Origin of the sequence: Zoogloea sp., assembly GCF_044344315.1 — a bacterium.
Taxonomy (GTDB): domain Bacteria; phylum Pseudomonadota; class Gammaproteobacteria; order Burkholderiales; family Rhodocyclaceae; genus Zoogloea.
Window position 1 is genome coordinate 1 of the sequence record NZ_JBIJDC010000086.1, and the last position, 19,981, is coordinate 19,981.

At 65.3% G+C, this 19,981-nt stretch carries 19 protein-coding genes; 8 read left to right on the top strand and 11 right to left on the bottom strand.

All coding sequences use genetic code 11. The annotated features are described in order from the left end of the window. The 3 genes from ACIQ09_RS16335 to ACIQ09_RS16345 all read left to right on the top strand — a co-directional run. On the top strand, nucleotides 1–1,245 hold a 1,245-nt coding region (locus tag ACIQ09_RS16335; RefSeq protein WP_398312175.1), incomplete at its 5' end, for a biotin/lipoyl-containing protein. A gap of 251 nt (nucleotides 1,246–1,496) precedes the next feature. After that, complete coding sequence (locus ACIQ09_RS16340; protein WP_398312178.1) at nucleotides 1,497–2,225, top strand: transporter substrate-binding domain-containing protein; 729 nt, start codon at nucleotides 1,497–1,499, stop codon at nucleotides 2,223–2,225. A gap of 113 nt (nucleotides 2,226–2,338) precedes the next feature. Then, a complete protein-coding gene (locus ACIQ09_RS16345; RefSeq protein WP_398312180.1) occupies nucleotides 2,339–3,538 on the top strand; it encodes a GGDEF domain-containing protein in 1,200 nt (399 codons plus the stop codon). Here ACIQ09_RS16345 and ACIQ09_RS16350 read toward each other — a convergent pair. From ACIQ09_RS16350 to ACIQ09_RS16380, 7 genes are all read right to left on the bottom strand, one after another. After that, complete coding sequence (locus tag ACIQ09_RS16350) at nucleotides 3,529–4,791, bottom strand: Hsp70 family protein (protein WP_398312183.1); 1,263 nt, start codon at nucleotides 4,789–4,791, stop codon at nucleotides 3,529–3,531. The genes ACIQ09_RS16345 and ACIQ09_RS16350 overlap by 10 nt on opposite strands. Nucleotides 4,792–4,959: 168 nt before the next feature. Next, nucleotides 4,960–5,544, bottom strand: coding sequence for a FlgO family outer membrane protein (locus tag ACIQ09_RS16355; protein WP_398312186.1), 585 nt, complete (start codon nucleotides 5,542–5,544; stop codon nucleotides 4,960–4,962). Then, entirely contained in the window at nucleotides 5,532–6,290 is a 759-nt protein-coding gene (locus ACIQ09_RS16360) for a hypothetical protein (protein WP_398312188.1), read from the bottom strand. The genes ACIQ09_RS16355 and ACIQ09_RS16360 overlap by 13 nt, the downstream gene beginning before the upstream one ends. A 242-nt stretch (nucleotides 6,291–6,532) precedes the next feature. Next, nucleotides 6,533–6,883, bottom strand: a complete 351-nt coding sequence (locus tag ACIQ09_RS16365; RefSeq protein WP_398312191.1) for a YajD family HNH nuclease — start codon at nucleotides 6,881–6,883, stop codon at nucleotides 6,533–6,535. After that, nucleotides 6,880–9,012 carry an ornithine--oxo-acid transaminase gene (rocD, locus tag ACIQ09_RS16370; RefSeq protein ID WP_398312194.1) on the bottom strand — a complete coding sequence of 711 codons (2,133 nt, stop codon included), beginning with the start codon at nucleotides 9,010–9,012 and terminating at the stop codon, nucleotides 6,880–6,882. Before rocD ends, ACIQ09_RS16365 begins: the two co-directional genes overlap by 4 nt. A gap of 79 nt (nucleotides 9,013–9,091) precedes the next feature. Beyond that, a complete protein-coding gene (gene ubiB, locus ACIQ09_RS16375) occupies nucleotides 9,092–10,627 on the bottom strand; it encodes a ubiquinone biosynthesis regulatory protein kinase UbiB (protein ID WP_398312197.1) in 1,536 nt (511 codons plus the stop codon). Between the two features lie 81 nt (nucleotides 10,628–10,708). Then, nucleotides 10,709–11,359 (bottom strand): hypothetical protein, encoded by a 651-nt coding sequence (locus ACIQ09_RS16380; protein WP_398312200.1) that lies wholly within the window; start codon nucleotides 11,357–11,359, stop codon nucleotides 10,709–10,711. A gap of 169 nt (nucleotides 11,360–11,528) precedes the next feature. Here ACIQ09_RS16380 and argS point away from each other — a divergent pair, with 169 nt between their 5' ends. The 4 genes from argS to ACIQ09_RS16400 are packed head-to-tail and all read left to right on the top strand — an operon-like array spanning nucleotide 11,529 to nucleotide 15,444. Then, nucleotides 11,529–13,262 carry an arginine--tRNA ligase gene (gene argS, locus ACIQ09_RS16385; RefSeq protein ID WP_398312203.1) on the top strand — a complete coding sequence of 578 codons (1,734 nt, stop codon included), beginning with the start codon at nucleotides 11,529–11,531 and terminating at the stop codon, nucleotides 13,260–13,262. An 18-nt stretch (nucleotides 13,263–13,280) separates the two neighbouring features. Continuing rightward, nucleotides 13,281–14,000 (top strand): SPOR domain-containing protein, encoded by a 720-nt coding sequence (locus tag ACIQ09_RS16390; protein ID WP_398312206.1) that lies wholly within the window; start codon nucleotides 13,281–13,283, stop codon nucleotides 13,998–14,000. A 29-nt stretch (nucleotides 14,001–14,029) separates the two neighbouring features. After that, complete coding sequence (locus ACIQ09_RS16395) at nucleotides 14,030–14,668, top strand: thiol:disulfide interchange protein DsbA/DsbL (protein WP_398312209.1); 639 nt, start codon at nucleotides 14,030–14,032, stop codon at nucleotides 14,666–14,668. Between the two features lie 26 nt (nucleotides 14,669–14,694). Next, entirely contained in the window at nucleotides 14,695–15,444 is a 750-nt protein-coding gene (locus ACIQ09_RS16400) for an SDR family oxidoreductase (protein WP_398312227.1), read from the top strand. Between the two features lie 15 nt (nucleotides 15,445–15,459). On the opposite strand, the gene ald is transcribed toward ACIQ09_RS16400, so the two are convergent. Further along, on the bottom strand, nucleotides 15,460–16,575 hold the full coding sequence (gene ald, locus ACIQ09_RS16405; protein ID WP_398312212.1) for an alanine dehydrogenase: 1,116 nt from the start codon (nucleotides 16,573–16,575) through the stop codon (nucleotides 15,460–15,462). Between the two features lie 92 nt (nucleotides 16,576–16,667). Between ald and ACIQ09_RS16410 the strand changes: the two genes are divergently transcribed. Beyond that, entirely contained in the window at nucleotides 16,668–17,489 is an 822-nt protein-coding gene (locus ACIQ09_RS16410) for a helical backbone metal receptor (protein WP_398312215.1), read from the top strand. Nucleotides 17,490–17,534: 45 nt separating this feature from the next. Here the strand turns inward: ACIQ09_RS16410 and ACIQ09_RS16415 are convergent, their stop codons facing one another. From ACIQ09_RS16415 to ACIQ09_RS16425, 3 genes are all read right to left on the bottom strand, one after another. Then, nucleotides 17,535–18,356, bottom strand: a complete 822-nt coding sequence (locus ACIQ09_RS16415) for a mechanosensitive ion channel family protein (protein ID WP_398312218.1) — start codon at nucleotides 18,354–18,356, stop codon at nucleotides 17,535–17,537. 66 nt (nucleotides 18,357–18,422) lie between these two features. Further along, a complete protein-coding gene (locus ACIQ09_RS16420; protein ID WP_398312221.1) occupies nucleotides 18,423–18,917 on the bottom strand; it encodes a putative toxin-antitoxin system toxin component, PIN family in 495 nt (164 codons plus the stop codon). A gap of 79 nt (nucleotides 18,918–18,996) precedes the next feature. Continuing rightward, the coding region (locus tag ACIQ09_RS16425; protein WP_398312224.1) for a PHA/PHB synthase family protein at nucleotides 18,997–19,981 on the bottom strand (985 nt) is incomplete at its 5' end.

Consider the following 19,981-nt stretch of genomic DNA (forward strand, 5'->3'; position numbering starts at 1 on the left):
GAACAAGCCGTGGCGCTGGCCCGCGCGGTGGATTACGAATCGGCCGGTACGGTCGAGTTCGTCGTTTCCGGGGCGACCAAGGAGTTCTACTTCCTGGAAATGAATACCCGCCTGCAAGTCGAACACCCGGTCACCGAACTGATCACCGGCCTCGACCTGGTCGAGCAGATGATCCGCGTCGCCTATGGCGAGAAGCTGCCGCTGACCCAGGCCGACGTTAAGATCAACGGCTGGTCCATGGAATGCCGGATCAACGCGGAAGACCCCTTCCGCGGCTTCCTGCCCTCCACCGGCCGGTTGGTGAAGTTCCTGCCGCCCAAGGAAACCACCGACGACAAGGGCACTACCCGCGTCGATACCGGTGTCTACGACGGTGGCGAGATCTCCATGTTCTACGACTCGATGATCGCCAAGCTCATCGTGCACGCACCGACCCGCGAGCAGGCCATCGCCCGCATGCGTGATGCCCTCAATGGCTTCGTGATCCGTGGCATCTCCTCGAACATCCCGTTCCAGGCCGCGCTGATGCAGCATCCGGTTTTCCATTCCGGCATCTTTGACACCGGCTTCATCCCCAAGCACTACCCGACGGGTTTTGATGCCTCGATGGTGCCCCACGATGATCCGGCGCTGCTGGTTTCCGTTGCGGCCTATGTCTACCGCGCCTTCACCGACCGTTCCGCTTCGATCACTGGCCAGCTCCAGGGCCATGAGCGCATCGTCAGTGATAGCTGGATGGTGGTTCGCCTGAACAAGGAGGGTAACGAGCACCACCCGGTGATCGCCAAGCCCATCGCCGGTGGCTACCACGTGGAATATCTGGGCAAGAGCTACGAGCTCAGGTCCGACTGGAAGCTCGGTGAATCCCTGTTCAGTGGCACCTGCAACGGCGAGCCCTTCACTCTCCAGGTGGAGCGTCACAAGACCCGTTACAGCCTGTTCCACTGGGGCACCCGTGCCGACTTCATGGTGATGAGCGCCCGCGCCGCAGAGCTGCTGGCCCTGATGCCCGAGAAGTTGCCGCCCGACCTGTCCAAGTACCTGCTGTCCCCGATGCCGGGCCTGCTGCGTGAAGTGGCGGTCAAGGTGGGTCAGGATGTGAAGGCCGGCGAGAAGCTGGCCGTCATCGAAGCGATGAAGATGGAAAACATCCTCAAGGCCGAGCAGGACTGCAAGGTCAAGAAAATTGTCGGTGAGGCTGGTCAGAGCCTGACCGTCGACGAGGTCATCATCGAGTTCGAGTAATCAATACGCGGGCCATGCCGGGCGTCTCCCGCCTGGCATGGCCGACAGGTTTCGTTCGATGGGGAGGGAGACTCGTCCTTGTGGCGGGTTCCTGTCGAGGGAGTGGGGTCGTCCTTGGACGGCCCCTTTTTTTTTGTGCCCACGCCCTGCGCATCGGAATCCGGAGCAGGGGGCGATCAGCGCTTCACTCTGCCTTCCGGAAAGGTAAAATCGAGAAATTCGGCAGTGTCTGGAATTCCGTACCGCAAATAATGATCCTCCGCTGCCTCGTCGTCACCCTGGCGCTGATGTGTTCCCTTCACGGGCATGCAGCCGAGAAGGCCTTGCGGGTGGCCGTGCTCAATTATTCGCCTCCCATGTCCTACACCGACGACGCCGGGGTGCTGACGGGCTTCAATGTGGAGATCATGTATGCCCTGTGTGAAGCGATGGGCGTGAAGTGCGAGCCAGTGCCGGTGACCCTCGAACGGGTGGTCGATGTGGTGGCTGCCGGTGAGTTCGACTTTGCGGCGGTGAGTCTGCTGTCCACGCCCGAGCGGCGTGCCCGGGTGCTCATGAGTAAGCCCTACTACCGTTCGATCAGTGTGTGGTTTGCCCGGCCGGGCGTTGTGCCGGGTGGGGTGAGCAGCGCAGTTGTCCGGGGAGGCGTTCAGGCCCGCTACGTCCAGGCTCAGGGCTGGAAGAGCCTGCTGCTTGACAGCCATGGCGAGGTGGTCACGGCCTTGCTGCGCGGTCATGCCGAGGCGGCGCTGCTGCCCATGGCAACGGCCGTTGCCTTGCAGCAGGATTCACGTATTCATCCCCTCGGTCTCACCACCACCCTGCTGCGTGATCCCCAGCTGGCCGGCGATGTGTGTCTGAGCGTGAATCCCCGTACTCCCGAGCTGCTCGCCCGGCTCAACGAGGCCATTGACCGGATCAAGCGCGATGGCCGCTTCGACCGCATCAACAGCCGCTTCATCCCCTTCCGCCTCCAGTGAGCACGGACGACCGGAAGTCGGCAGGGCGATACCCCCTGGCTGCTGATGCAGTCAGGCGCTGGCCGGCGGGAACCGTCCTGGCTGTCCTGGGGAGCGTCTTTGCCCTTGTCGCCGTGAGTCTGGTGGTCCTGCTGGCGGTGGATCAGCGCATGGTGACCGATGTGGTGGCCCGACTGCATGACGAGACGGTTCCGTGGACCCTGGAGCGCCAGCGTCTGGCGCGTAATCTCGAAGAGCTTCGTCTCGGCGGGCAGCGTGTGCTTACGGCCACCGACGAGGTGTCCCGGGAAGATGCCCTCTTTCTCGTCCGTATTCTGGCGGCCCATCCGGGCATGGGGGAGGATCCCCGCACCGCGGCGCTGGCGGCGGAGGTGGAGCGCTTCCTGGTGAAACCGCCGGCAGGCCGCCCCGTCTCCGCGGCTGACCTGAAGGCCTGGGAGGCGCTGTCAGCGCGCCTGCGCCTGCTCGCCGACGATCTGTCCGTGGAGGGTGGGCAGAGGGTCAGTGCCGAGCTCGATCGCATGTCCGCTGCCGTGGAGCAAACCCGCTATAAGCTCCTCTTCAATCTGGTGCTAGACGGGGCTTTTCTGGGCAGCTTCCTGTTCATTCTGCGGCGTTACCTCATCCAGCCCCTGCAGCGCATCCACCGTGTCCTGACGAGCCTGGATGCGCGGGGGCCGCTGCCGGCGCTGAGCTCTGCGCCCATGGCCGAGATCCACGCGGTGGAGGAGGCCATCGTGCGTTTCCACGCCACTCTGCGGGAGAACGAAGATGTCCGGCGCAAGCTCGAGCGCCTGGCCACCACCGATGGCCTGACCGGCCTGGCCAACCGGCGCCATTTTCTCGGACAGGCGGCGGAGGAGATGGCCCGGGCCCGGCGCTACGGTCGTCCGATCACGGTGGGTCTCGCCGATCTGGATCACTTCAAGCAGGTGAACGACCGTTTTGGCCATGCCGTGGGTGATCACGTGTTGCAGAGTTTCGCCACCCTGGTTGCGGAAACGCTCCGGCAGACCGATCGGGTGGGGCGCTACGGGGGGGAGGAGTTTGCCTTCATCTTTCCCGAAACCACGCCTGAAGAGGCCTTGCGTCTGGCTGGGCGCCTGCGTGAGCGTCTGGCCGCAGCGCCCCCTCTGCTGCCCGATGGAAGCGTCCTGCCGGTGACGGTCAGTATTGGCCTTGCCGATGCCACCGGGCGTGATCTGGAGGAGAGCCTGGCGCAGGCCGACATCGCCCTTTACCAGGCCAAGGGCAGCGGGCGGGATCGTTGTGTGCTGGCGTCGCAGGACGCTGGCCCCGACCCTCAGCCGTAGCGGCGGGCGGCTTCCACCGCCAGCCCGGCCCCGATACTGCCGAACAGGTCGCCCTCCACACTGCGCGCCTGGGGCAGCTCGGAAGCGATGCGTGCCCGGAGCTGCGGTACTCCGCTGGCGCCGCCAGTGAAATACAGGGTATCCACCTGCTCCCGCGCCACCCCCGCCTGGTCCAGCAAGCCGCCGACCGTGGCGGCCACCCGTTCCACCAGGCTGCGGGTGGCCTGAGCGAAATCTTCCCGGCTGATGCCGTGGGCGAGCCCCGCTTCGAGTCGGTCGAGGTGGAGGAGGGTGGTGTCGGCAGTGGAAAGATCGATCTTGGCCTGTTCAACCTGCAGGGCCAGCCAGTGCCCTTCGCGCTGGCCGATCAGCCGGGCCAGTCGGTCCAGCTCCCGGCGGGCCGCCGCATCCCGATAGATGTGCTGAAAATCGGCGAAGGCCTGGCGTGTGTAAGCGAAGTTGATGGTGTGCCAGGTGGCGAGCTGGAAGAACAGGTTTGAGGGGATCTCTGCGCCGCTCTTCATCAGGCCCCGGTAGCCGAGCAGGGGCATCACGGCCTCCAGGCTCAGGGCTCGGTCGAAATCCGTGCCGCCCACATGGAGGCCGGCATTGCCGAGCAGATCCTCACGGCGGTCCACCCGCCGGGCCCGCTCAGGGGACAGGCGCACCAGCGAGAAGTCCGCCGTGCCGCCACCGATATCGGCGATCAGCACCAGCTCCTCCCGGTCGAGACCCGCCTCGTAGTGGAGGGCGGCACCGATCGGTTCGAACTGGAAGCTAACGTCCTTGAAGCCCACCTGCCGGGCGATGGCCTCCAGGGTGTCCTGGGCCCGGCGGTCGGCGGTCTCGTTGTCGTCCACGAAATGCACCGGACGGCCGAAAACCGCCTGATCGAAACTGCGCCCGGCCTGGGCCTCGGCGCGGGTCTTCAACTCGCCGATGAAGCTGGCCAGCAGATCCTTGAAGGGCAGCGCCCGACCGCCGACTTCGGTGCTCCCGTCCATCAGGCTGCTGCCCAGCAGGCTTTTCAGTGCCCGCATCAGGCGGCCCTCGTAGCCCTCCAGGTACTCCGCGAGTGCATCCCGTCCGAAGTGGGTACTCTCCTCGTCGGCGTTGAAGAACACGGCCGATGGCAGGGTTGGCTTGCCGGCTTCCAGGGTCAGGAGGGTGGGGGCGCCTGGACGCAACCAGCCCACGGTGGAGTTGGATGTGCCGAAGTCGATGCCGCAGGCGCGGGCGGGGGTGGCGCTCATGGATGATGCAGAAAATGGCGGGGGGCGAATGCTACGCCGGATCGGGGTGTTTGCGGTGAAGTCTGGCCGCCGAATCGAGGGTGGTGCCTGGCCATCTGGAACCTGCAGCAAAAAGGGGGCGCCATCATGACGCCCCCTGGGTGACCTGCACCGGAAAAAACCGCGGGCCTAGCGTTTGCGGATCAGGCTGTGAATCTGCTTATCCATAGGGAGGGCGTAGTCGTAGGCCGCGATGATCACGCTGGTGGCCGGATTGACCACCTTGAGATTGACGTAAACCATGGTTGAACTCTCGGCGTAGGTGCCGACGATGACGGCCTGTGCGTTGTGAGTGGAGGCGACCTCCTTGATCTCCCGCGTGAGTAGCAGCTCCCCCTCGTTGCGCTTCATGTAGATGCCGTTGCGCACCTTCAGCTCAAGCACGCCGTAGCCCAGCTGGGACATGCGCGAGGCCACCTGCTCGGAGATCAGGCGCCCTAAGGTGGAGGATTGCTCCAGCTGATCGATATTGACCAGGGTGGCAACGATGAAGGGCGCGTCCGCGCCGCCGCTGAAGTTGTTGCTAGACGCCGCCGGGGCGGCCGGGTAGCGCTTCATCAGCTCGCCCACAGCATTGTAGTTGGCGGTATTGAAGGCGTTGTTCTGGGCTTGTTCGTAGGTCGGCTCGGACAGGGTGCTGACCTTGGGCGTGGTTTCGCAGGCAGTCAGCATCAAACCGGCCGCGGCCAGCGTGGCATACATCAGCGGACGCATAGCTTGCTCCTCTCGCCACAGTCACCCATGACCGGGATATTCACGCCCCGCGCTGGCTTCTTCCAGTAAAGATCGCTGTCGTCGTCGGTGGCGTAGTAGATGTTGGTCCGCCGGCTGACGATCCGGGTGTTGTCGGCCACTGCGGCGGTCAGGATGATCTCCGAGCGCGGAACGGGGCCGGAAGCGTATTGGCCGCGGCCCATGCCCTCCTGGGAAAGCCAGGCAAAGCTCTCGATGCCGGCGACCGCAGACAGCACCTTGACGCCAGCCGAGATGCCCGCGTTGGGCGAGATGTCGGAGGCCGCGACGGCTCCGATGGCCCACAGGCCGGCGGTCAGGGCGGTGGCATCGCCGTAGTAATAGGTGTTTTGGGCCCGGTCGGGGCGGAAGCTGTAGATGGAGTAGCGTACGTCCACCGTCAGGGCGTTGCGGGCATCCGTGCTCACCGGCAGGCCTTGCGCGACCAGGGCGGTGGTGAGCAGTTCGCGGAAGCCGTCGACGAAGGCCTGTTCGTCGCCAGGATTCGGAACATGAAGGGCGCGGCCGCCCAGCTTGTCGCGCAGGTCGGTGGCGAGCTGGCTGGCGAAGTGCTCGGCGATCTTGCGCCAGTGCTCGGCAGCCTGCAGTTTGTCCTGCTTCGAGTGCTCGAAGCGGGTCGGGGCGGGGACATCCGCGTAACGCGGGGCGCAGCCGATCATCATGCCGGCAAGAGCAATGGCGATGCCGGACGTTGCAAGTTTATTCACGACAACCCTCTCAAAACGCTCGCTCTAAAAGGGAGCTGTTTTCGATGAGCACGCAGGACAGAGCGATGACGAGGGCTTGTCCTGTGGCTTTCCGTTTGGACGTGGAGAACGCACCCGCGCCCGGGGCAGGGGAGGTCTTCCACGTCTGCGAGCTTAGCACCGGAATACCGGGACAGGGTGGCTTGCAGGCAGGAATCTGCCTTTGCGCAGGGCATATCCCTCCCGGTAAGGCGCCGGGCTGCTCAGTTCTTCTTGAGCAGGGCGCCCAGCCCGGAAAAGGGGGAGTGGGTGGCGGCCTTGCCGGGTTGCTTGGCGGCAACCTGGCCCTGGGTTGCCTCCAGCTGCCGCTGGTGCTCATTGTCGTGGCAGTAAAGGCACAGGAGCTCCCAGTTGCTGCCGTCGGGCGGGTTGTTGTCGTGGTTGTGGTCGCGGTGATGGACGGTGAGCTCACGCAGGTTGGTGGTGGTGAACTCCCGGGCACAGCGGCCGCAGATCCACGGGTACAGCTTGAGGGCCTTCTCCCGGTAGCCCTCCGCGCGCTTGTCGGCGGCACGACGGGCTTCAGCGACGAGGCGGTCAAGTTTTTCGGTCATGGGGTGTCTCCGGCAGGAAAGCGGCGGGCGAGGTCGGCGAGGGCGTCCTCGATGGTTGTGGCCGCCCATTCGAGTTCGGCCTCGCTGACGATGAGGGGAGGGGCGAAACGCAGCACCTTCTCGTGGGTGTCCTTGGTCATCAGACCGCGGGCCAGCATCCATTCGGCGGCGACCCGGGCCGGAGCGCGGCGGGTGTCGAGTTCCATCCCGATCATCAGACCACGCCCGCGGACCTCACGGATCAAGGGGTTGTCGATGGCTTGCAGGCGCGCCAGGAAACGGGCGCCGAGGGCTGCGGAGCGTTCGGCAAGCCTGTCTTCGGCGAGCAGGGCCAGGGCCTCGGTGGCGACGGCGGCGGCGAGGGGGTTGCCGCCGAATGTCGAGCCATGATCGCCAGGCTGGAAGACCTTCATGAGGGCGTCGTCCGCCAGGAAGGCGGCAACCGGCAGCAGGCCACCGCCCAGGGCCTTGCCGAGGATGACGCCATCGGGGCGCACGTTTTCATGCTGGCAGGCGAGCAGCCGGCCGGTCCGGCCGAGGCCGGTCTGCACCTCGTCGGCGATCAGCAGGACCCGGTTGGTGCGGCAGATTTCGGCGCAGCGGGTCAGCCAGCCGGCCGGCGGGATGACGATGCCGCCTTCGCCCTGGATGGGCTCGAACAGGAAGGCGGCGGTACGTGGCGTGATGGCGGCAGCCAGGGCCTCGGCGTCGCCGAAGGGGATGCTGCGGAAGCCCGGGGTGAGGGGGCCGAAGCCGTTCCGGTATTGGGCCTCGCTGGAGAAGCTGACGATGGTGGTGGAGCGGCCGTGGAAGTTGTTGTCGCAGACGATGATCTCGGCCTGGCCGTCGGGCACTCCCTTGATGGTGTGGGCCCATTTGCGGGCCGCCTTGAGGGCGGTTTCGACCGCTTCGAGGCCGGTATTCACGGGCAGGGCCCGATCGTAGCCGAGCAGGGCCGACAGGCGCTCGAGCATCAGGGGCAGACGGTCGTTGGAATAGGCGCGGGAGGTAAGGGCCAGGCGCCCCGCCTGGTCCACCAGGGCCTGGACCAGCCGCGGATGGCTGTGGCCGAAGCTCACCGCCGAGTAGGCACTCATCATGTCCAGGTAGCGGCGCCCCTCCACGTCCCATAGCCAGGCGCCCTGGCCGCGGGTGAACACCACCGGCAGCGGTGCGTAGTTGTGGGCACCGAAGGTGTCCTCGCGCTGGCGCAGGTTGGCCGTGGTCGGTCCGAGGGCGGCGGCGGCGAGTTCGGTCACCCAGCGGGCCCCGCTGCCGTCGCGATCGCGTTCGGGGACGTACTCGACGATCTCCAGGGCCACCAGATCGGCGCAGCTGCGCAGCCCGTGGAGGTTGTCCACCAGGGTTTGCGGATCCAGCCCGTCCGGCACCAGGCAGGTGGTGGCGGGCAGGGCGGCGCAATCCATGGAGTCGAGATCCACCGACACGCCGAAGCCCGCGGTGCCCTGTCGGGCAATGCTCATGGCCTCGCACAGCACCGCGGGCAGGCCGCGCTTCTTTACTTCGGCCATGGTGAAGATCTTTACGCCCAGCCTGTTCAGGAGCGTTTTTTCTTCGGGTTCCCAGGAGCGGGCGCCGACGATGGCCACGTGGGCCGGGTCGAGATGCGGGCCGGGGAGCCCGGTGAGGCTCTCGTCGCCGATGCCGAGCAGCGCCGCCAGCGGCATGCCATGGATGTTGCCGCTGTGCGTCGTGCGGTCGGTGTGGGCATCCAGGTGGGCGTCGATCCAGATCAGGCCGAGCTTGCCCTGGGGCGCGAGGGCGCGGGCGACGCCGCGCCAGGTGCCGGCGCCGATGGCATGGTCGCCACCGAGGACGAGGGGAATGGCGCCGTCGCGGCAGATCGCGGCCACTTCATCGGCCAGATCGTGGAGCATGGCGCTCACCGTTCCGAGGCGTTCCTGCAGCGGCGCCTGGGGCGGCTTGGGGGCTGAGGGCTCCATCAGCTTCTGCCAGCGTGCGGGGATGCCGCGTTGGCGCAGATGGGCGTCGAAACCCAGATCCTTGAGGGCGCGGGGCCCTGCGGCGGGGCCGAAAATGGGGGCGCCGAGGCAGGAGCCGACGCCGACGATGCGGACCGGGCGGGGGGGCGCGAGCGGGGCGGGCATGATCTTCCTTCGGTGACAGGTCGCTGGTGCCGGGAGTGGAACCCTTACGCCTGTTGGAGCGGGGGAGGCCGCCCTTTGTTCAGTGCAGCCAGTGCCAGGCTTCGAGGGCCGCGAGGCTGGCAAGAAGGAATGCGCAGGCGATCAGCCAGGCCCGGGTGCGCCGGCTTTCCGTGGCCAGGCGGGCCAGCTCGGCCCGGGTGCCGTCGTCCCGGGGGGGCGCGAGGGCCTGGTGCACCAGGCGCGGGAGCTGGGGCAGGGTGGCAGCCCAGGAGGGGGCTTCGTCTTTGGCGTGACGCAGCAGGGCACGCCAGCCCATCTGGTCGTTCATCCAGCGTTCGAGGAAGGGTTTTGCCGTTTTCCACAGGTCGAGGTCCGGGTCCAGCTGGCGGCCGAGGCCCTCGATGTTGAGCAGGGTCTTTTGCAGCAGTACGAGCTGCGGCTGGACTTCCATCTCGAAGCGCCGGGCCGTCTGGAACAGGCGCAGCAGGGTCTTGCCGAAAGAGATGTCTTTAAGCGGGCGGTCGAAGATGGGTTCGCAGACGGCACGGATGGCGCCTTCGAACTCGTCGACCCGGGTGTGTGCGGGTACCCAGCCTGCTTCGATGTGGGCCAGGGCGACGCGCCGGTAGTCGCGCTGGAAGAAGGCCAGGAAGTTGGTGGCCAGGTACTTCTTGTCCGAGTCGTTCAGGCTGCCAATGATGCCGAAGTCGAGAGCGATGTAGCGCCCGCGGGTGGGGCCGTCGGTGGCCACGAAGATGTTGCCCGGGTGCATGTCGGCGTGGAAGAAGCCGTCGCGGAACACCTGGGTGAAGAAGATCTCCACGCCAGCCCGGGACAGGGCCTTGAGGTCCACCCCGTGGGCCTTGAGGGCGTCGAGCTGGGAGATGGGCACGCCCTTCATGCGCTCCATCACCATCACGTTGGTGGTGCAGAAGTCCCAGTGCACTTCGGGCACTACGAGCAGCTCGGAATCCTTGAAGTTGCGCCGCAGCTGGGAGCAGTTGGCGGCCTCGCGCATCAGGTCGAGCTCGTCGCGCAGGTATTTGGAGAACTCGGCCACCACTTCCCGCGGTTTCAGGCGGCGCCCTTCCGGCCACAGTTTTTCGAGCACGGTGGCGGCCACGTCGAGCAGGGCCAGGTCGTGGGCGATGACAGGGGCGATGCCCGGGCGCAGGATCTTGACCGCCACTTCGGTGCCGTCCGGCAGTTGGGCGAAGTGCACCTGGGCGATGGAGGCCGAGGCGATGGGTTCCCGGTCGAAGCGCGCGAAAACCGCATCGGCGGGCTTGCCGTAGGCTTCCTGCAGCTGGGCCAGCGCCTCGGCGCTGGTGAAGGGCGGTACGCGGTCCTGCAGGCGGGCCAGCTCTTCGGCGATGGCCGGGGGCAGCAGGTCGCGGCGGGTGGACAGCATCTGGCCGAACTTGACGAAGATCGGGCCCAGGGACTCGAGTGCCTGGCGCAGGCGGGCGCCGGCGGGTTCGTCGAAGGTGCGCCGGAACAGGGTCAGCCTCGCCAGCCAAGCCAGCCGGCCGGACGGCTCGTTGGAGAGAATCATCTGGTCGAGCCCGTATTTCAGGCTGACGGAGATGATCTTGACGAGTCGGAAGAGGCGCACGGCGGATGGTGGAAAGTAAAACGCGGATTGTGCCCGGAAAGCCTGGGCGCGCAAAGCACGGCCGGCGCCATGCGCCGCGGGTCAGAGGTGGCGCTTGGGACGTTGCGGCAGCCTGGTCGGCGGAGGCGGCGGGGCAACGGCTTCGACCCCGGGTTGCACCTGCTCCACCAGCCAGCGTACCGCCAGGCGGATTTCCTTCTTGATGGCCTCGTCGTCGGGCGAACCGGAGTCGAGCTGGGGCATCCCGGTGGCGTCGATGCTGAAGGCCGGCACCCGCCATTCCCGTTCCACCACGAAAAGGTGTTCGCCATCGAGAACCGCCTTCTGGGCCACTACGTAGCCATAGCTGCGGGAGGCGAAGCGCGAGCAGTAGACGGTGAGGGCTGCCGATGGGAGCCCGTCCCGTTCGGAAGCGAACAGGCCGCTGGTGGTCAGTTCGCTGCAGTGGGCGCGCAACCCTGCCGAGACATGGGCCAGATAGGTTTCCGGGGTGAGGTTCTGGGACGCCATGCGCTGCACGACGATGCGGTCCCGGTAGTCTTCCATGCCTTGGCCGCGGGGAATGTACTCCTCGTGGCGGATGCCATTGCCCTCGCGCAGATCGACGATCCGCCAGGGGTGGCCGGCAGGCATGGGCAGGGGCCAGTGCAGGGTGGGCGATTCGGCGGCGGCGGGCAGGCCGGCCAGGACGCCTAGGGCAAGTGCGACGGCATGCAGGGGGCGAATGCTCACGGTTTGCTCGGGACTCGGTTGACGGCCGGGGGCTCGACGACCGGTACACTATGTCAATCCTGCTGATTCTGTCATGCCTGTCGTACTTTGTTACGGCCAAAGGTCCGCCTTCCCGCCGGTTTGCCCGGCGCTTGGCTATAATCGTGTGCTTTTAGTTGCAGTATTCCCCATGAGCGCCGATTCCAAGACCCAGCTTGCCGACCTCCTCCGTGCCGCCCTTCTCAGCGTGGCGCCCGAGCAGGCGGAAACGCCGATCAACCTGGAGCGCCCGAAGCAGGCCGGTCACGGAGACTTCGCAAGCAACCTGGCGCTGCAACTCGCCAAGCCCCTCAAGCGCAATCCGCGCGAGCTGGCCAACCTGTTGCTGGCCGAGTTGCCGGCCTCCAGCCTGATCGCCAAGGCCGAAGTGGCCGGCGCAGGCTTCATCAACTTCACGCTGGTGGCGGATGCCAAGACCGCTGTCGTCGGTGCCGTGCTGGCTGCCGGCGAGGCCTATGGCCGGGGCGTCAAAACCGGGGTCCGGGTGCAGGTGGAATATGTCTCCGCCAACCCCACCGGGCCGCTTCACGTCGGGCATGGCCGTGGGGCCGCCTATGGCGCCTCCCTGTCGGATGTGCTCGACTTCGCCGGCTTCGAGGTGACCCGCGAGTACTACATCAACGACGCCGGCCGGCAGATGGACATCCTGGCCTTGTCTACCTGGCTGCGCTATCTCGACCTCTTCGGCATCGCCATCGCCTTCCCGCCCAACGCCTACCAGGGCGACTACGTGAAGGACATGGCGGCCCAGATCAAGGAAGGGCATGGTGACCGCTTCGCCAAGGTGAGTGCCGCCGATGTGCTGGCGGGTGCGCCGAGCGTCGAGGCTGACAAGGAGGGCCACCTGGATGCCCTGATCGCCAACGCCAAGAACCTGCTTGGCTCCGACTACGCCTGGGTACATGGCTTTGCCCTGACCGAGCAGCTCGGCGATGGCCGCGAAGATCTGGGTGAGTTCGGCGTCACCTTCGACAAATGGTTCTCTGAGCGCTCCCTGTTCGACACCGGGCTTGTCGAGAAGGCGGTCACCGCACTCGAAGCTGCCGGGCACATCTACGTGCAGGACGGTGCCAAGTGGTTCCGTTCGACAGCCTTCGGCGACGAGAAGGATCGCGTCGTGCAACGTGAGAACGGCCTATTTACCTACTTTGCCTCGGACATCGCCTATCACGCCAACAAGTACGAGCGTGGCTTCGACCGCATCATCGACATCTGGGGCGCCGACCACCACGGCTACATACCCCGTGTGAAGGGCGCGCTGGAAGCCCTCGGCCTGCCACCCGAGAAGCTCGACGTGGCGCTGGTGCAGTTTGCAGTGCTGTACCGCGACGGCCAGAAGGCGGCCATGTCCACCCGCTCCGGCGAGTTCGTCACCCTGCGCGAGCTGCGCAAGGAAGTCGGCAACGATGCTTGCCGCTTCTTCTATGTGCTGCGCAAGGCCGACCAGCACCTCGATTTCGATCTTGACCTGGCCAAGAGCCAGAGTAACGAGAACCCGGTGTACTACATCCAGTACGCCCACGCTCGTCTGTGCTCCGTGCTCAACCAATGGAACGGCGTGCTGGCAGATCTGACCGAAGCCGATCTGACCCGCCTCGACAACGAGCGTGAGCTGGCCCTGTGTGCCCGTCTTACGGCTTTTCCGGAGATCGTCCAGAACGCTGCGGCTGATTACGCACCGCACCAGATCGCCTTCTATTTGAAGGATCTGGCCGGTGAGTTCCACAGCTACTACAACGCTGAACGCATGTTGGTGGACGATGAAGGGCTGAAGCTGGCCCGCCTGGCCCTGGCCGCCGCCGTGCGTCACGTCATCCGCAACGGTCTGCGGCTGCTGGGGGTTTCCGCTCCCGATTCCATGTAATTCCCGGACCCGTCGTTCATGAGTCGCGATCTCAAGCCACGCCTGCAGACCAAGAAGCCCAAATCGGGTAGCCGCGGTAGTACCCTGGTCGGCATCTTTGTCGGCCTGATTCTCGGTGCGCTGGTGGCGGCGGGGATTGCGCTGTATTTCACGGCGTCGTCTCCCTTCCAGAAGCCGAAGCAGGAGGAGCGGCCAGTCGTGCCGCCACCACCCAAGCCCCAGGGCAGTGAGCCCATCGCCCTGCCTGGCAAGGCCGGTGACAAGCCGGTGGAAAAGCCCCGCTTTGATTTCTACAACGTCCTGCCCAAGGGCTCGGACGCCCTGCCGGCGCCGACCAAACCGGAGGAAACCACGGAAGTCGTCAAGCCGCCGGTCAAGCCCGAGAAGGCCGAGAAGGCGGATGGCAAGCCCGAGAGCGATGCCGAACGGGCCAAAGCCGAGGCGGCCTTGCTCGATAAGCCCGCGGTCCCCGAAAAGTTCTTCCTTCAGGCCGGTTCCTTCGAAGATCCCTCCGAAGCGGACAACCTGAAGGCGCGACTTGCGTTGATGGGGGTGGAGGCCAGCGTGCAGAAGGTGGAGTTGCCCGAAAAGGGCACGGTGCACCGAGTGCGTGTAGGCCCCTATCTGGGCCAGGAGGAAATGACCAAGGCACGGCAGCAACTGTCGACGAATGGCATCAACGCGGCCATCATCAAGATCAAGCCCAAGGAACCAAAGCCGGCCACCGCCGCTCAATGAGTTCTTTGGCTGAACCAGGAGAAACCTTAATGCAGCGTCGTGATGTCCTCAAGCAGTTGTCCGCCCTTGCCGCCCTCGGCAGCCTTGGTTTGCCCGCTGGTGCCCAGGGAGGCGGATTCGAGGTAATCAATCCGCCCCAGCCCACTGAAACCAAGGGCAAGGTCGAGGTGCTAGAGTTTTTCCACTACGGCTGCCCCCATTGCAAGGCCTTTGATCCCTTACTGGAGCTGTGGGTCAAAAAGCTGCCCGCCGACGTGGTTTTCCGTCAGGTGCCGGTTACATGGGGCAATCCGCAGCTCGCCGGCCTGGCCAAGCTGCACCTGACGCTGGCAGCCACAGGCGACCTGGGGCGGCTTCATCCCCTGGCTTTCGATGCCGTCCAGACAGACAAGCTCCCCCTCAACACCGAGGCCGCAGCCCAGGAGTGGGCGGTCAAGAAGGGTGTCGATGGCAAGAAGTTCGCTGATGCCTACCGTTCCTTTGGTGTGCAGGTCGGTATGCAGCGCATCGAGAAGCTCGGTCGTGACTACAAGATCCAGGGTGTGCCGACCCTGGCGGTGGACGGCAAGTACTTCACCTCGGGCTCCATCGCCGGTTCCCATGAAGCTGCGTTGAAGGTGGCCGATCAGCTGATCGCCCGGGCGCGCACCGAACAGGGCCGCAAGTAATCTCCCACCCCGTCTCTCGAGTCTTCATCACCGGTGCCTCCAGTGGCATCGGTGAGGCCTTGGCGCGCCACTATGCTGCTGGAGGCGCAAGCCTGGGGCTGGTCGGCCGTCGTGTTGCCGCCCTTGATGCGCTGGTGGCCAGCCTGCCGGGAGAGCATGCCGTGTATGGACTGGATGTCGCCGATGCTGCTGCTCTGGGCGGCGCTGCCGCTGATTTCATCGCCCGGTTTGGACGGCCCGACGTGGTGATTGCCAATGCCGGGGTGTCGGTGGGCACGCTGACCGAGATGGCCGACGATCTGGATGCCTTCGAGCGGGTCTTGCGGACCAATGTGCTGGGCATGGTGGCAACGTTTCAGCCTTTCGTGGCACCCATGCGCGCGGCGGGGCAGGGCCGCCTGGTGGGTATCGCATCCGTCGCAGGCATTCGTGGTCTGCCCGGTGCGGGTGCCTACAGCGCGTCCAAGGCCGCGGTGATTGCCTACCTGGAAAGTCTGCGGGTTGAACTTCACGGCAGCGGGGTCAAGGTGGTGACCATTGCGCCGGGCTACATCGAGACGCCGATGACGGCGGTTAACACCTATCCCATGCCGTTTCTGCTGCCCGCGGACCAGGCTGCTGTGCGCTTCGCGAAAGCCATTGAGGCCGGGGTCGGATACACCGTGATTCCCTGGCAGATGGGGGTGGTGGCCAAGCTGTTGCGCCTGCTTCCCAACCCCCTGTTCGACCGGCTTTTCGCCCGCGCCGGGCGCAAGCCACGCGGCCTGCCCCTTTAGCCCTGAATTCGCCTGTCAGCCCAGTTGGGTGATGGCGGGAAGGTATTTCTTGCCCAGGGCGTTGGCCACCTGGGGGTGGGTCACGTTTCCATTGCAGATGTTGAGCCCGGCGCGTAAACCTGCGTCGTCCTTCAGGGCCTCCTTCCAGCCCTTGTCGGCGAGGGCGAGCACGTAGGGCAGGGTCGCTGCATTGAGGGCGTAGGTGGCCGTCCGGGCGACAGCGCCGGGCATGTTGGAAACGCAATAATGGACAATGCCGTCCACGAGGTAGGTGGGGTCGGCGTGGGTAGTCGGGCGCGAGGTTTCGAAACAGCCGCCCTGGTCGATGGCCACGTCGACGATCACCGCGCCGGGCTTCATGGCGCCCAGCATGGCCCGGGTGACAAGCCTGGGGGCGGTGGCCCCCGGAATCAGCACTGCACCGATGACCAGGTCAGCCTGCAGCACCAGGCGTTCGATGGCGTCCTGGGTGGCATAGAGGGTCTTGACCCGCCCGCCGTAGATTTCGTCGAGGTGACGCAGTACGGGCAGCGACTTGTCGATGATGGTCACGTCTGCGCCCATGCCAACGGCGGTATGGGCCGCATTGTTGCCCACGGTGCCGCCACCCAGGATCACCACGCGGCCCGGCTCCACGCCCGGTACGCCACCCAGCAGTACACCGCGGCCGCCGTGGGATTTCTCCAGGGCGGAGGCGCCCGCCTGAATGCTCATCCGCCCGGCCACCTCGGACATGGGGGCGAGCAGGGGCAGGCCGCCACCCGGGGCGGTGACCGTTTCGTAGGCGATGGCAGTGACGCCGCTGGCGATGAGCTCTTCGGCCTGGCCCGGGTCGGGCGCCAGGTGCAGATAAGTGAACAAAAGGTGGTGGGGTTTGAGGCGGGCGCGTTCGTTGCGGAGGGGCTCCTTGACCTTGACGATCATGATGGCCTGCTCGAAGACCTCCTCGGCGCTCAAGGCGATGCGGGCACCTGCGCGTTCGTAATCGCTGTCGCTGGCACCGATACCGTGACCCGCACCCGATTCGACCCACACCTCGTGTCCGTGGGCCACCACTTCCCGGACAGCGCCGGGCGTCAGGCCGACCCGATATTCGTGGTTCTTTGTTTCCCTGGGAACGCCGATCTTCATGTTCTTCTCCATGTGCGTGGGCCGTACTCTGTCAGAGTGGCCGGATGTAAGCCTGGTTCCAATAACGGCGCGGGTCTTGAGATACTTTGACAATGATGACCAATACCTCTGATGAAGTGCTGATCGATGCTGCCGGACAGCGTCATGAACCCCATGATGGCCCCGCCCGCATTGTTTCCCTGGTGCCCTCTCTGACGGAGCTGGTATGTGACCTCGGCCTCGCGCCGCAACTGGTGGGGCGCACCGGCTTCTGCATCCATCCCCGGCCGGTGCTGCAGGCCGTTACCAAGGTGGGGGGCACCAAAGATGTAAACCTCGAGCGCTTACGGGCCCTGGCGCCGACCCACATCATCGTGAATGTGGACGAGAACAGGCGGGAATGCGTCGAGGAGATTGCTACCTTCGTACCGAACGTGATCGTGACCCATCCCTGTGCGCCCGAGGACAATCTGCCGGTGTATCGTCTGCTGGGGGCGATCTTCCACCGGCGTGCCGAGTCTGAACGGCTGGCGGGGGCGCTCGAAGCGGCGCTGGCGGAGGCCAGGGCAGTGGGGGCTACCCTGCCTCGCGAGAAGGTGCTCTACCTGATCTGGCGCGAGCCGTGGATGACCGTGGCCCAGGGCACCTATATTGCGGCAACGCTGGCGGCGGTGGGCTGGGATACCTGCCCTATCCTCAGCGAGCCCCGTTACCCGGCTTTCGAGTGGGATGCCTCCTGGTTGCCGGCGGTGCAGCGGGTCTTCTTGTCGTCGGAGCCCTATCGTTTTCGCGAACAGCACGTGGACGAGGTCGGGCGCCTTTCCAGGCTGCCGGCCAGCCTGATCGACGGCGAAATGGCGTCCTGGTACGGCAGCCGGGCGATTGAAGGCCTGCGTCACCTTGCCGCCTTGCGCCGCAGTCTGGCTGCTGCATGAAAAACGCCCACCGGGTGGTGGGCGTCGGGCGGGCAGATGTCTATCTCAGGACGGCTGACGCAGCACTTGATGCGGCGCCGGAATGGGCCAGCCATTGGCGCCACCGACTTCAGCCAGGGCCTTGTTGGTGTCGAAATAGACCTGCCAGTAGTGGTCGTTGTGGCAATAGGGGCGGACGACCAGCTTGGTGCCGGCTGCGTTGAACTCCAGGATTTCCACATCGGGCGCCGGATCCGTCTGCACGTTGGGGATCTGGACGATGCGGGCGCGGATCAGCGCCATGGCCTGGGTGGGATCGACGCTATGGGCAAGCTGGGCGGTCAGGTCCACCCGGCGGCAGGGGTTCAGGGTGTAATTGACGATGTTGTCGGAGAACAGCTTGTTGTTGCCGACGGTGGTGCGCACATTGTCGGGCTGGTCGATGGTGGTGGCGAACAGGCCGATTTCCTTCACGGTACCGGTGATTCCGGCGCCACTGATGAAGTCACCCACCTTGAAGGGGCGCAGGATGATCAGGAAGGCACCTGCCGCAAAGTTGGACAACAGGCCGCTCCAGGCCACGCCGATGGCAACGCCCGCTGCTGCGATGAGTGCGGCGAAGCTGGTGGTCTCGATGCCGAATACCGACAGAATGACGATGACCAGCACGATGCGCATGATCACGCGCAGGGTGGCTTCCACGTAACGGATGAGGGTGGGCTCGACCTTCTGGCGCGTCATGCCGCGGCTGGAGAGGTTGCCGATGAGGTTGATGACCCATCCGCCGATGATCCACAGGGCGATGGCACCGGCGATCTTCCAGCCGAGGGGAATCAGGTAGGTGGTGATGAGCGTGCTGACGTCGAGGCTGCTGGTATCGATGGCCATGGAGGAACTCCGTGGTGAAAGTATGGAGTGCCAGTCTAACGGCTCAGATCAGAGGGATATTCCATGTCATGTTAATTTTTGTTGCCCCTCATGGGGGCCGGGCAGCAGGACCTGAAAGCGTTCGGGTGTGATGATGGCAAAACGGCTGCCGATCACCGGGCGCCGCGCCAGCTTGAGCACCAGTTTGTCGCGGCTCAGCAGCGCACGGGCGCCACTGTCGCGGGCAACTTCCAGGAACTTTTGGTCATCCCGGTCGAGGCAGTTGGGAAGCTCGCAGACCGGATGTTCGATCACGTCAATCAGCGTGCAGCGGGCGCGGTAGCTGGCGGCAATTTCGAGCTGGCGTTCGTGGGGCTGCTTGAACTGGGAATAGGCCAGTACCCGGCTCAGCTCGATCAGGCAGTCCTCACGGGTGAAAGGCTGCAGGCTGCCGTTTTCGACCGCGGTGCGCAGGCGGACCAGTGCCGGATCTTCGAACATCCACAGGGACAGCACCACGTTGGTGTCGAGGATGACCGGCAGGCCATGGGGCAGGGGGGCTTCAAGCGGGTAGGTGGCCACGGTCGGTTTTGGCGAAAACGGAGAGACAGAAAAGGATAAGGGGGCCGAAGCCCCCTTATCCTTTGCAACGGTACAGCGATCAGGCGGCCTTTTTGGCGTCCAGGCGAGCCTTCACGTAGGAGCCCGGGGCATCCTCAAGTACCTTCAGGTTGCCGGCGACAGGGTCGCGGGCAGGAACCTTGGTGGCGTCCTGGGCGAGCAGCCAGGCTTGCCAGTCGGTCCACCAGGAGCCCGGGTGCTGCTCGGCGCCGGCGAAGAAGTCGTCGGCGGTGGCGGGCAGCTTTGCCGCGGGGTTGGTCCAGTAGCCATACTTGTTGGCTGCCGGCGGGTTGACGATGCCGGCGATGTGGCCGGAGCCGCCCAGCACGAAGCGCACGTTGCCGCCGAAGTTGCGGGCACCGGAGTAAGTGCTCTTCCACGGGGCGATGTGGTCTTCGATGGTGGAGATGAAGTAGGTCGGAGCCTTGATCTTGGACAGGTCGATGGCCACGCCGCCGATCTCGATGCCGCCGGGTTCCTTCAGCAGGTTCTTCATGTACATGTTGCGCAGGTAGAAGCTGTGCATCTTCGCCGGCATGCGCGTGGAATCGGAGTTCCAGTACAGGAGATCGAAGGGGAAGGGATCCTTGCCCATCAGGTAGTTGTTCACCACGAAGGACCAGATCAGGTCGTTGGCACGCAGCATGTTGAAGGTGCCAGCCATCTCGGAGCCTTCCAGGTAGCCGCGCTCGAACATCTTCTTTTCGAGGCTGGAAACCTGGCCTTCGTCGATGAACACGCCCAGTTCGCCCGGATCGGCAAAGTCGGTCATGGTGGTGAAGAAGGTGCCGGAGGCGATCCGCTTGTCCTTCTTGCCGGCCATGTAGGCCAGGGTGGTGGCGAGCAGGGTGCCGCCCAGGCAGTAGCCGGCTGCGTTGATTTCCTTGGCGCCGGTCTGTTCGACGATGGCGTCGACGGCGGCCAGGGTGCCTTCGAGCAGGTAGGAGTCGAAGCTCTTCTCGGCCTGACGCTCATCCGGGTTGACCCAGGAGATCACGAAGACGGTATGGCCCTGATCGACGCAC